Below are 11,872 nucleotides of genomic sequence, written 5' to 3'. Positions count from 1 at the left end.
GCCCCTACTCACGTTCGGGCACCGGGACATTGAAGCCGTTGAGCGTCGTCGAGACGAGGCTGTACAACCCGACGAGATAGATCAGCTCGCTGGTGCCATGCTGGCCGAAGGTCTGCACCGCCAGGCGGTAGAGCGGTTCGGGCAGGACGCCGCCACGGACGAGCGCATAGGCGAAGTCGTACGCGATGCTTTCGTCGGGCGCGAAGTCGGTCGGCTTCACGCCGGCGACCAGCGTCGCGAGCCGTTCGAGCGTCATGCCGTTCCGCTCCGCGACCGCGATATGCGCATAGATTTCGTACGCGGCATCGAAGCGCGCCCCGACGACGAGAATGGCGACCTGCCGGACATTGTCGGGCAGGCTGGCCTCGGCGGTCATCGCCAGCGTCAGGTCCCAGATCGCCTTGCCGATCCGCGGCTCGTGAAGCCAGGGATTCCACGGACCCATCAACGCCCCGTCGTCGCGTTCGACCAGGAAGGCATTGAAGTTGCCGGCGATCCCCTTTCGCATATCGTCATAGAGCGGCCGCTGTTCGGACGTCAGGTCGCTCGGCGGGATCAGGGGAAGTCGCATGAAACGGATCCTTTCACAAACACCCCGACCATCGCCGATGCCGCGTTGGCGCAGCGTGACCCGGGCGTGAAGCTTCGGTCATCATCGGCACCGGCGACGACGCATCGCGCCGCCGCCGGTGCTGTCGCGATCAGCCGCCGAAGCTGGCGCCGCTCATCGCCGTCATGAACGCCTGCGGATTCCAATATTCCCGATAGCTGACGATCCGTCCATCGCGGAACGTGACGAAGGTCGCATAGCGCATCTCGTACGGATTGCCGTTCGACAGAACCTTGCCCGAGGCGCTCCATTCGGCGATCGCGACGTCGGGATCGTCGGTGGTGTAGATCTTGAGCGTCGGCAGCGATTTGATGTCGATCGCGTCGGGATAGCCGCGCAGATATTCATACAGCGCCGCCTTGCCCTCGATCCGCGCAGGTGAACCGTCGGGCGCGAACGGGAATTCGGCGACGACGTCGTCGGCGCACAGGTCGGACCAGCCCTTCATGTCGTGGGCGAGGAAGGTGTCGAGGCTCTTGCGAAGCCGTTGGGCGGCGGTCGGGGTCGTGGTCATGGGGACTATCCTTGCGGGGTACGGGGGGCGCCCATCGTCATGCCGCCGCGCTGCGACGACGCGATGACGACGGGCAAGGCCGGTCAGATGCGGACGAAGTTGTGCGTGGCAAGCGGCCCGAACGGCAGCGAGGCGAGCGGGCCGCCGACATCGAGCGTCCCCAGATCGACCGGCAGGAAACCGGTCGCCTCTAGGATCGCGCGGACCTGCGCCTTGGCGTCGGCATCGTCGCCCGAATAGAACAGCACGCGCTGGCCGCCGGCGGCTTCGGGATGCGGCAGGACGTTGACGTCGAGATGGTTGAACGCCTTTACCAGCCGCGCACCGGGCACCAGATCGGCGACGATCGCGCTCGAATGGCGATCACCGATGTCGACCGCCTTGATGCCATAGGCGGCCAGCGGATTGCCCGGATCGTTCGCCTCGGGCGACGCCGGATCGAGGAACAGGACGGGATTGGTGCCGTCGATGACGATGCGGTTGTTCCAGTCGGGCAGACCGGCCAGCACGTCCTCCAGCGCGACCCACGGCATCGCCAGCACGACGATGTCGGCGGCGGCGGCCTCGGCGACCGTGCCGGCGGTGATCGTGCCGCCGAGGTCGGCGACGAGATCCCGGAGCGATTCCGGGCCGCGCTTGTTCGCGATGATCGCCGACTGCCCCTTGTTGGCAAGGGCGCGCGCGACGTTGGAACCCAGAGCGCCCGAACCGATGATACCGATGGTCATGATGAAATCCTTCTTGTCACCGGGGTTGCATGGAATGACGGAACGATGCCCCGGCACCGGCCCGTCAGCGCGCCGATGCCGGCACGCCTATAATGTCGATATGTCGCTGATACTATGACATATCAGGCAAAAACCGATGTCACCACCGCAGCGGAATGGTGAACTTGCCGAGCCGTGCGACCTCGGCGGCGACCTGTTCGATCGTCACTTCGGCCAACACGTCCTCCATCGCCTGGCGCGCCTTGTCGAGCGTGGGGCGCAGCGCCTCCTGGATATTCCCGCCGACCGAACAGCCGGCAAGCGGCGGCAGGCGATGGAACGTGAACAATTCCGTATCCTCGACAGCGCGGTACACATCCAGAAGCCGGATCTGTGCTGCTGGCTTGGCCAGCAACGCGCCGCCGCCCGATCCCATTTGCGAGGACGTCAACCCGGCCTGTCCCAGTCGCGACAGCAGGCCCCGGATCACGACCGCGCCGGTATTGGCGGAATGCGCCAGATCTTCCGACCGCATCGGCGCATCATCGCCCACCGCAAGCGCGGCGAGAACATGGACGGCGACGACGAAACGACTGCTGGTTGGCATAGGCTGAACCCTCTGTGTGTCACCGTCACTATGACATATAATCCGGGTCGTCAACGGCTTTTTTGCGATCGGGGCTCCCGTCGTCGCGGTTCCGGTTGCAACCGGACCAGAAACCCTTCCGCCGCCGGTGCCGGACCATTCCAGACCGGGGCGAATCGGGCGCGTGCAACGCCGTTTCATCCAGATACGCCATATCGTTCAGTGCCTTAACCGCCCGAGGTCGAACATCGACCATAAGGCCGTCGACAAGGTCCATGCCCGGGATCAACACTGGGAGCACAGTCGACGGCCGAGGGTGTCGACGGATGGAGCGCAAGGCCGATGGGCAACAGGTCCGCGGCCGCTTCCGCCATGCCCTCGTCGCGTCCAACGACATATATTCACGGGGGGATACTGTGCTCGACAAGGCGAAACAAACGCGGTCCGTTCACGGATTGAGGCAGACAGCGAGCGGCACCGCGCTGGCGATCACCCTGTTGATGGCCGGGGTCGCCCATGCGCAGACGGTCGCGCCGCCGGCCGTGGACCAGCCGGCGACCGACCAGACCGACGCCGACACCCCCGCCGCCGATATTGTCGTCACCGGATCGCGCATCACCGCGAGCGGCTTCACCGCGCCGACCCCGACGCAGGTGATCGGCGAGGCCGATATTGCCCGTTCGGCCCAGCCCAACATCTTCAACGCCATCACCCAGTTGCCGTCGCTGATGGGCAGCACCGGCCGCGCGGTCGGCGTGGCCACCACGTCGAGCGGGACGCAGGGGCTGAGCTCGTTCTCGCTGCGCGGCCTGGGCGCGATCCGCACGCTGACGCTGCTCGACGGCCAGCGCTTCGTCGGCGCCAACGTCACCGGCGTGCCCGACGTCAGCCAGTTCCCGCAACTGCTGGTCCAGCGGGTGGACGTGGTGAACGGCGGTGCATCCGCTTCCTACGGATCGGACGCGATCGGCGGCGTCATCAATTTCGTCACCGACAAGCGGTTCACCGGGTTCAAGGCCAATCTCGAAGGCGGCGTCACCACCTATGGCGACGATGCCAGCGTCACCGCGCAGGCGGCATGGGGCGGCAGCTTCCTCGAAGACCGGCTGCATGTCGTCGTCAGCGGCGAATATGGCCGCGAGGGCGGGGTGCCCAATCCCGGCTTCGGCATCACCGGCGCCAACGGCCGCGACTGGTATGTATCGCCCGCGTTTCAGGTCCGCAGCATCGCGGGCACGCCCGCCGGCCAGCCCCAGATTTCGGTCATCCAGAATGCGCAGCAGTTCCAATATGCCAAATACGGCCTGATTACCTCGGGTCCGTTGCAGGGCACGGCGTTCGGCCTCAACGGCGCGCCATTCGCGTTCCAGTACGGATCGAACGGCACGCCGACCGGCACCGGTGCCGTGACCAACTGCATCACGCCGTTCTGCGTGGGCGGCGACACCAGCGGCGTGGTCGGCGCGGGTACGACGCTGGCATCGAAGCTGGAACGCCTCGTCGGCTATATCCGGACCGGCTACGACGTCGCGGCGGACAACGAGATCTATGCCACGTTCAACGCCGCGCAGGTCCGTTCGGAAAATTCGCCGAACGCTGGTGCGGCCAAGAACGCCAATCTGACGATCCAGTGTTCCAATCCGTTCGTGCCCGCATCGATCCAGGCAGCCTGCGTCACGAACAACATCACCAGTTTCCAGTTCGGCACCAGCCTCGCCAACTTCCCCGATTTCATCTCGGTCAAGCCCAAGCGGACCAATCTGCGCGGCGTGATCGGCGCGACCGGCAAGTTTCCCGCGCTCGGCACCCGGTGGAGCTATGACGCCTATTACGAATATGGCCACAACTACACCGATCTGCACGTCTCCAACATCTCGCTGAACCCGCGTTTCAACGCCGCGATCCAGGCCGTCCGCGCGGCCGACGGCTCGATCGTGTGCGCCAGCGCGGCGGCGCGCGCGTCGGGTTGCGTACCGTTCAACGTCATCGGCAACGTAACCAACAGCCAGGCCGCGCTCGATTACATCATCCCCAAGGTCGGGCCGTTCCAGCACACCTGGTCGAGCCAGCACGCCGCCAGCGCCAGCATCAACGGCCAGCCCGCATCGACCTGGGCCGGCCCGATCTCGCTGGCGTTCGGCTACGAATATCGTCGCGAATGGTACAAGGTCCGCTCGGACCCCTATGGCAACGGCATCTATCCCGAATCGCCCAACAGCGCCGACTATCCGGCCGATCCGCTGATGAACACCGTATCGGGCAACAACTGGTATGCCGGCAACTATCATTCGGGCGGCGGCAAGTACGACGTGCATGAAGGGTTCGCCGAAGTCGATGTGCCGGTGCTCGATTCGGACGATCTGGGTCGGGCGAACCTGAACGCCGCGATCCGCGAGACGCATTACAGCACGTCGGGCTGGATCGCGAGCTGGAAGGTGGGCGGCACCTGGGAGACGCCGGTCGAGGGCGTGCGGCTGCGCGCCGTCACCTCGCGCGACGTGCGCGCGCCCAACCTGTCGGAGCTGTTCGCCGCCCCCGCGATCACCAACAACGTCGTCAACGATCCGCGCGTCGCCGGCGGCCGCACGGTGACGGTGACGCAGACCAACCTCGGCAACCCCGGCCTGCGCCCCGAAGTCGGCCGCAACACCACCGGCGGCATCGTCGTGTCGGGCAGCAACTGGCTGCCCGGCTTCAACGCCTCGATCGATTATTACAGCATCAAGGTGAAGAACGTCGTCTCCGCCTTCGCCGGGCAGCAGCAGGTCGACCTGTGCCTGGTCAGCAGGATCCAGCAATTCTGCAACTCGATCTTCCTCGACAGCAACCAGCCGAACGGCAATTTCGTCAACGTGCAGGCGTTCAACCTCGCATCGATCTATACCAACGGCTTCGATATGGAGGCGAGCTATCGCCGGCCGCTCAGCGGCATCGGCCTGCCCGGCACCTTCACGCTGCGCGCGCTGGCGACGCATGTGATCCATTATCGCAGCACGTCGGGCATTCCCGGCACGATCTCGACCGAGCTGGCGGGCGTGAACCAGGGATCGATCCCCGACTGGAAGATCCTGGGCGTGCAGAGCTGGGATACCGACCGGTTCAGCCTGTCGCTCACCGAACGCTGGTTCAGCGACGGCGTGTACAGCAACGAATTCGTCGAATGCCGGTCGAACTGCCCGGCGCCGACCGCGATCCATCCGACGATCGACACCAACCACATGGCCGGCGCCTTCTATCTCGATGCCGGCGGGTCGTACAATGTGACCAGCCGGTTCACCGCCTATTTCAAGATCGACAACCTGCTGAACCGGTCGCCCGAACCGTCGCCGCAGACCAACGTCACCTATGGCTTCAATCCGCTGCTGTACGACGTCCTTGGCCGTACCTTCCGCGCCGGGTTGCGCTATGGCTTCTGATGCGGAACGGACCGCGGGGGATGCCATGATGAACGGACCGACGACATGACGCTGCTGACGATCGCGGCGGTCATCGCCCTGCTCGTGGTGCTGGTGGTGGCGGTACGCATCCCCCCGTTCGTGGCGTTCATCGTCACCGCGCTGGTCGCCGCGATCCTGCTCGGCATACCCCTGGCGGCGATCCCGGCGACGATCGAGAAGGGCATCGGCGACATGCTGGGGCCGCTCGCGGCGATCGTGGTGCTGGGCGCGGTGTTCGGCAAGCTGGTCGCCGACAGCGGCGCGGCGCAGCGGATCGCCGAAACGCTGGTCGCATTGCTCGGCGAAAAACGGTTGCCGCTGGCGATGGCGGCGACCGGGTTCGTCGTCGGCATCCCGTTGTTCTACAACGTCGGCTTCGTCCTGATGGTGCCGCTGATCTTCTCGGTCGTGCGGCGGACGGGGTTGCCCGCGGTCTATGTCGGCATTCCGCTGCTGGCGGGCATGTCGATCGCGCACGGCTTCCTGCCGCCGCACCCCTCGCCCGCCGCGCTGGTGCCGCTGTTCGGGGCCGATATGGGACTGACGCTGATCTACGGCCTGATCGTCGGCGTTCCGACGCTCGCCATCGCCGGGCCGCTGTTCGCGCGGACGCTGCGGCATATCCGCGCGGTGCCGGCCCCGCTGTTCGCGACACCGGCGGGCGACGACCTGCCGCTGCCCGGTGCCGCGCGCAGCATCGCCTGCGCGCTGCTGCCGGTGGTGCTTATCGCCGGCGCGACCGGGCTGGCCCATCTGTCGCTGCCCCCCGGGGCGCATGCCGTCGTCACCTTCACCGGCAGTCCGCTCGTCGTGCTGCTGCTCTCGATCGTCGTCGCGCTGCTCGCGCTGCGATCGGCCCGGGGAATATCGCTTGCGCAGGGCATGGAAGGATTCGTCGTCGCGATCCGCGACATCGCGCCGATCCTGCTCATCATTGCAGGCGCGGGCGCCTTGAAACAGGTATTGATCGCCAGCGGGGCCGATGTCGCGCTGACCGGTGGCCTGTCGGGCCTGCCGGTGCCGCCGCTCGTCACCGGCTGGCTGGTCGCCTGCATCATCCGCATCGCGCTGGGATCGGCGACGGTCGCCGGGCTGACCGCCGCCAGCCTCGTCCATCCGCTGGCGACAGCGGCGGGGACCGATCCCAATCTGATGGTGCTGGCGATCGGCGCGGGCAGCCTGATGTGCAGCCACGTCAATGATTCGGGTTTCTGGATGTTCAAGGAATATTTCGGGCTGTCGCTGCGCGACACGTTCCGGTCGTGGTCGCTGATGGAAACGCTGGTCGGTATCTTTGGCCTCGTGTTCGTCCTGCTGCTCGACATGGCGCTCAGGGGGATTGCGTCATGAAGACGATGGGGAGCGCGATCCTGCTGTCGCTGCTGGCGGGGACGGCGGCGGCGCAACAGGTCGACTGGCCCTCGCCACGCCTCGCCCGGCCGAAGATGGATGTGATCGGCCCCTATGACGCGGTGTTCATCGCCGGGGCCGATACGATCGCCCGCCCGGCGCAGGGCTATGCCGAGGGAGAGACGCTGCCCGCCAGCCCGCAATGGACGCTGAGCGCATGGATCAGGCCCGCGCGTATCACCGCCGGTCGCGCGATCGTCGGCGGTATCGGCCCGGCCGCCGGGCCGCGCTCGCGTGCGCTGGCGCTGGTCGACGGGCGGGCCGCGCTGCTGGTCGGCGACACGCTCGTCCGGGGCGGGCCGGTGCTGGCCGCCGGTCGCTGGCATCACCTGATCGCCATCGGCGACGGCGACCGCATCCGCCTGCTGCTCGACGGTCGCGAGGTCGCGGCCGGGCGGGCGGCGATCGAGCCGGCGCCCGCGCTCGTCACGATCGGGCCGCGCCTGCCCGGCCTGCCGTTCTTCACCGGCCATGTCGCCGCGCTGACCTTCACACCGAAGGTGCCAACTCCCGCCGAAATCGCCACGGCGGCGCGTGCCATCCCCGACGAGGCGCTGATCCGGTTCGAGGATGCCAGCCCCACTTGGCCGCTGACCGTGCGCAACCAATATGGCGAGGCGGTACCGCAACGCGCGTGGACGCTTCCCACGGGCAACGCGCCCTTTTCGCCGCCACGGGCGATCCCCGTCCCATCCGCCGCCGCGCTCGTCCCGGCGGGCGGCGGGCGGTTTAGCGTCAACGGATGGCGCATGGCCGAAGGACCCACGGTCGCCGCCGGTGGCCCCGCGCTGTCGACCCCCGGTTTCGACGCCGCGCGCTGGCACGTCGCGACCGTGCCGGGCACCGCGCTCACCACGCTGGTCGATCGCGGCGTCTATCCCGATCCGGGCATCGGGCTGAACAACATGGCGATTCCCGAACGCTTGGCGCGGCAGGATTACTGGTATCGCACCGAATTCGTGCCGCCCGCCGATCTGGCGGGCAAGCGGCTGACGCTGCGCTTCGACGGCATCAACTATGCCGCCGAGATCTGGGTCAACGGCACGGCGGCCGGGACGATCAAGGGCGCCTTCATCCGCGGCGCGTTCGACGTGACCGACATGCTGGTGCCGGGACGCAGCAACGCCGTCGCGGTGCGCGTCTCGCCGCCGCCGCACCCGGGCATCCCGCACGAACAGTCGATGACCGCCGGTCGCGGCGAGAACGGCGGCGCGATGATGATCGACGGGCCGACCTTTACCGCATCCGAAGGCTGGGACTGGATTCCCGCCGTCCGCGACCGCAACACCGGATTGTGGCAGGGCGTCGAACTGGTCGCCACCGGCACCCTGACGCTGGGCGATCCGCAGGTCGTGACGACGCTGCCGAACGGCGACACCAGCGTCGCCGATGTCGCAATCGCGGTGCCGGTCACGAACCACGGGCCGGTGCCGCTCGACACGACCATCCGCGCCACGTTCGACGACGTCACCGTGACCCGAGCGGTGCGCGTTCCCCCGGCGGCGACGGTGACGGTCGCGCTGACGCCCGCGAGCCACCCCGCGCTTCGCGTCGCCAATCCACGGCTGTGGTGGCCGAACGGCTATGGCGATCCGACGCTGCACGACCTGCATCTGGGCATTACCGGTCCGAACGGCCTGTCGGACGAGGCGCGGGTGCGCTTTGGGATGCGGCAGGTAACGTACGAACTGTCGTCGCTCGACAGCCACGGCGATTTGCGCCGGATCGAGGTCGACCTCGCCCGTGCCCGCCACCTGGGTACGCCGGTCATCGACGAACGCCATGCCGGGCTGCGCAAGGTGCCCGGCGGCTGGGCCAATTCGCTGTTCCCCGGTGCCGAACGATCGCCGGCGGTACGGACCATCACCGGCGACGAGGGCCTGTCGCCGCACCTCGTGCTGCGGGTCAACGGTGTCCGCATCGCCGGGCGCGGCGGCAACTGGGGCATGGACGACATGCGCAAGCGGGTCGGGCACGACCGGCTGGACCCCTATTTCCGGCTGCACCGCGATGCGGGAATGAACATCATCCGCAACTGGATGGGGCAGAGCACCGAAGCCAGCTTCTACGACCTTGCCGACCGCTACGGCATCATGATCCTGAACGATTTCTGGGAATCGACGCAGGACAACAACGCCGAGGCGGAGGACGTGCCGCTGTTCCTCGCCAATGCGCGCGACACGGTGCGGCGGTTCCGCAACCACCCCTCGATCGTGATGTGGATCGGCCGCAACGAAGGCGTGCCGCAACCGATCCTGCAGACCGCGTTGCAGGACATGGTGTGGGCCGAGGACGGCACCCGCATGTACAAGGGCAATTCGCGGATCATCAATTTCGCCGGGTCCGGCCCGTACAACTGGCGCGAGCCCGCCGGGTATTTCACCGATTTCGCCAGGGGTTTCGCGGTGGAGGTCGGCACCTACAGCTTTCCCACGCTGGAGGCATGGCAGCGGGCGGTGCCCGCTGCGGACCGGTGGCCGATCAACGACACCTGGGCCTATCACGACTGGCATCAGGAGCGTGCCGTCGCCGTGACCAGCTTCATGGACGCGATGGCGACCCGTTTCGGCCCCGCCACCGATCTCGCCGATTTCGAGCGCAAGGCGCAGATGCTGAACTATGAATCGCACCGCGCGATCTTCGAGGGAATGAACGCCGGCCTGTGGAAGACCAACAGCGCGCGGATGCTGTGGATGTCGCACCCGGCGTGGCCGTCGACCGACTTCCAGATTTATTCCTCCGACTATGACACGCATGGCTCGTTCTACGGCACCAGAAAGGGTGCGGAGCCGGTCCATGTGCAGATGAACCTGCCCGACCGCCGGGTCGTGATGGTCAATACGACCCGCACACCGCTGACCGGGGTTCTGGTGCGCGCGCGGATCGTCGGCCTCGACAATCGCGAATGGTCGGTGAAGGAGCGACGGATCGACGTGCCCGCCAACGGCATCGTCGATGCGTTCCTCCTCGATCCGGCGGCGGCCGGCACGGCGCCGGTCCTCGTCCGGCTGGAGGCGGAACGCACCGACGGGACGCGGCTGTCCGACAATTTCTATTGGGATGCCGCCAGCCCCGCCGCGCTGCGTGCGCTCGTCGCGATGCCGGCGGGCATGGTCACGGCACGGGCGACGCCGGGGATGGCGGGGGACGAACGCAGCATCACGATCGATCTGGCCAACACCGGCCGGGTTGCGGTGCTGCAGACCAAGCTGACCCTGTTCGATACCGCCGGACAACAGATACTGCCGGCCTATTTCACCGACAATTATGTGTCGCTGCTGCCCGGCGAGACGCGACAGGTGAGCGTTCGATATTCGGCGGCGCGCGGCCCGGCACGGGTGCGCCTGCGCGGCTGGAACCTCGCGCCCGCCGACGTGCCGTGATCGGGTTCACCCGACAGGGGTATCGCGACGACGATAAGCGTTCAGTCGTACAGGCGCGCGGGGGACGCGGCGATCGCCCGTGCCGCCTGCGCGACCTGCGCGCGGTTGCTGACCTGAAGCCGGCGCATCAGTTGCGTCATATGCGCTTTGACGGTTGATTCGGCGATACCCAGATCATAGGCGATCTGCTTGTTGAGGAGGCCCGAATGCACGCCCTGCATGATCCTGACCTGCCGCGGCGTCAGCGGCGGAGCGGGCGTGACGCGGTATTTTTTCGCGATGGCGGCCATATGGTTCGGACGTACCGGCACGGCGTCTCTCCTCCTCCGAAAACTGCCGATGGTGTGACGGCATCCGGTGCCGCCCCCATCGATCCTGTCATGCCAATCCGGGCAACCAGTGACCGTCTGTCTGACAGATTTCGGTATACTGCCAGTTGTCTTGACCAATCAAGAGGGATTCAGGCGGCCATGTCGCGATTTTGGTCAGACAGATTTCACGGTGGCCGACTGCGGCATTCCGTACCATGAGCGACAGCCGGCTTACCGATCGCGCCTATGCCGCGATCGTCGGGATCATCATCGACAACAACCTTCAGGTCGGCGACCGGTTGCCGTCCGAAAACCGGCTGGGCGAGCAGTTCGGCATGTCGCGGCCGATCGTGCGCGAGGCGCTGGTACGGCTCGGATCGGACGGCATCACCCTGTCGCGGCGCGGTGCCGGTTCCTATGTCAAGCGGCGGCCGTCGCCCCGGCTGGGCGCGCACATCCCGCTGGCCGGGCTGGCGGCGACGCTCGGCACGTACGAAGTGCGTCTGGTGCTCGAAGCCGAGGCGGCACGCCTTGCGGCGCAGCGGCGGTCGGACGAATCGATGGTCATTCTGGAAGAACGGTTGCGCGCGCTGCGTGCGGCGCTGCTGTCGGACGGTCCGGCGCATGACGAGGACTGGCAGTTGCACCGCGCCATCATCGAGGCGACGGGCAATACCGCTTTCCTGTCGGTGTTCGACCATCTGTACGACGACGTGTCGCGCATTCTGAAAGCCGGTGTCGACATCTCCCGCACGCGCCCGCCCCGCGCGATCGAGGCGATGATGGCCGAGCATGAGGCGATCGTCGAGGCGATCCGGGCGCAGGACCCCGACGACGCCGCGCTCGCCATGCGCTGGCATCTGAGCCAAGGGCGCAAGCGATTGATGCCGTGACATAAAATACCTTGTCGATAG

At 67.0% G+C, this 11,872-nt stretch carries 9 protein-coding genes; 4 read left to right on the top strand and 5 right to left on the bottom strand.

The annotated features are described in order from the left end of the window. Window positions 1–4: 4 nt before the first annotated feature. From ASG37_RS06845 to ASG37_RS06830, 4 genes are all read right to left on the bottom strand, one after another. Window positions 5–571, bottom strand: a complete 567-nt coding sequence (locus ASG37_RS06845) for a carboxymuconolactone decarboxylase family protein (RefSeq protein WP_055757545.1) — start codon at window positions 569–571, stop codon at window positions 5–7. A gap of 130 nt (window positions 572–701) precedes the next feature. Next, window positions 702–1,124, bottom strand: a complete 423-nt coding sequence (locus tag ASG37_RS06840; protein WP_055757543.1) for a nuclear transport factor 2 family protein — start codon at window positions 1,122–1,124, stop codon at window positions 702–704. Window positions 1,125–1,207: 83 nt separating this feature from the next. Continuing rightward, on the bottom strand, window positions 1,208–1,852 hold the full coding sequence (locus tag ASG37_RS06835; protein WP_055758640.1) for an NADPH-dependent F420 reductase: 645 nt from the start codon (window positions 1,850–1,852) through the stop codon (window positions 1,208–1,210). A gap of 139 nt (window positions 1,853–1,991) precedes the next feature. After that, window positions 1,992–2,438 (bottom strand): Rrf2 family transcriptional regulator, encoded by a 447-nt coding sequence (locus tag ASG37_RS06830; RefSeq protein ID WP_055757541.1) that lies wholly within the window; start codon window positions 2,436–2,438, stop codon window positions 1,992–1,994. A gap of 479 nt (window positions 2,439–2,917) precedes the next feature. On the opposite strand from ASG37_RS06830, the gene ASG37_RS06825 reads away from it, so the two are divergent. From ASG37_RS06825 to ASG37_RS06815, 3 genes are read left to right on the top strand one after another with little or no spacing between them, the layout of a single operon-like run. Beyond that, the gene (locus ASG37_RS06825) at window positions 2,918–5,833 is read left to right on the top strand and encodes a TonB-dependent receptor domain-containing protein (RefSeq protein WP_082448174.1); all 2,916 of its coding nucleotides are present in this window, start codon (window positions 2,918–2,920) and stop codon (window positions 5,831–5,833) included. A gap of 45 nt (window positions 5,834–5,878) precedes the next feature. Next, the gene (locus ASG37_RS06820; protein WP_055757539.1) at window positions 5,879–7,204 is read left to right on the top strand and encodes a GntP family permease; all 1,326 of its coding nucleotides are present in this window, start codon (window positions 5,879–5,881) and stop codon (window positions 7,202–7,204) included. Beyond that, window positions 7,201–10,647, top strand: a complete 3,447-nt coding sequence (locus tag ASG37_RS06815; protein WP_055757537.1) for a glycoside hydrolase family 2 — start codon at window positions 7,201–7,203, stop codon at window positions 10,645–10,647. Before ASG37_RS06820 ends, ASG37_RS06815 begins: the two co-directional genes overlap by 4 nt. 41 nt (window positions 10,648–10,688) lie before the next feature. Here the strand turns inward: ASG37_RS06815 and ASG37_RS06810 are convergent, their stop codons facing one another. Beyond that, a complete protein-coding gene (locus tag ASG37_RS06810; RefSeq protein ID WP_055757535.1) occupies window positions 10,689–10,937 on the bottom strand; it encodes a helix-turn-helix domain-containing protein in 249 nt (82 codons plus the stop codon). Between the two features lie 236 nt (window positions 10,938–11,173). Here ASG37_RS06810 and ASG37_RS06805 point away from each other — a divergent pair, with 236 nt between their 5' ends. Further along, window positions 11,174–11,851 (top strand): FadR/GntR family transcriptional regulator, encoded by a 678-nt coding sequence (locus tag ASG37_RS06805; protein WP_055757533.1) that lies wholly within the window; start codon window positions 11,174–11,176, stop codon window positions 11,849–11,851. Window positions 11,852–11,872: the final 21 nt, after the last annotated feature.

The organism is Sphingomonas sp. Leaf407 (assembly GCF_001425385.1).
Lineage (GTDB): Bacteria > Pseudomonadota > Alphaproteobacteria > Sphingomonadales > Sphingomonadaceae > Sphingomonas.
Note: the sequence above shows the minus strand (reverse complement) of the source record. Positions and strands in the feature narration are given on the sequence as shown.

Excerpts from the sequence above, each read along its gene's own strand:
- ASG37_RS06840 (WP_055757543.1), bottom strand. The coding sequence starts at position 1,124 with ATGACCACGACCCCGACCGCCGCCCAACGGCTTCGCAAGAGCCTCGAC.
- ASG37_RS06805 (WP_055757533.1), top strand. The coding sequence starts at position 11,174 with ATGAGCGACAGCCGGCTTACCGATCGCGCCTATGCCGCGATCGTCGGG.
- ASG37_RS06825 (WP_082448174.1), top strand. The coding sequence starts at position 2,918 with ATGGCCGGGGTCGCCCATGCGCAGACGGTCGCGCCGCCGGCCGTGGAC.
- ASG37_RS06835 (WP_055758640.1), bottom strand. The coding sequence starts at position 1,852 with ATGACCATCGGTATCATCGGTTCGGGCGCTCTGGGTTCCAACGTCGCG.
- ASG37_RS06810 (WP_055757535.1), bottom strand. The coding sequence starts at position 10,937 with ATGGCCGCCATCGCGAAAAAATACCGCGTCACGCCCGCTCCGCCGCTG.
- ASG37_RS06830 (WP_055757541.1), bottom strand. The coding sequence starts at position 2,438 with ATGCCAACCAGCAGTCGTTTCGTCGTCGCCGTCCATGTTCTCGCCGCG.
- ASG37_RS06815 (WP_055757537.1), top strand. The coding sequence starts at position 7,201 with ATGAAGACGATGGGGAGCGCGATCCTGCTGTCGCTGCTGGCGGGGACG.
- ASG37_RS06820 (WP_055757539.1), top strand. The coding sequence starts at position 5,879 with ATGACGCTGCTGACGATCGCGGCGGTCATCGCCCTGCTCGTGGTGCTG.
- ASG37_RS06845 (WP_055757545.1), bottom strand. The coding sequence starts at position 571 with ATGCGACTTCCCCTGATCCCGCCGAGCGACCTGACGTCCGAACAGCGG.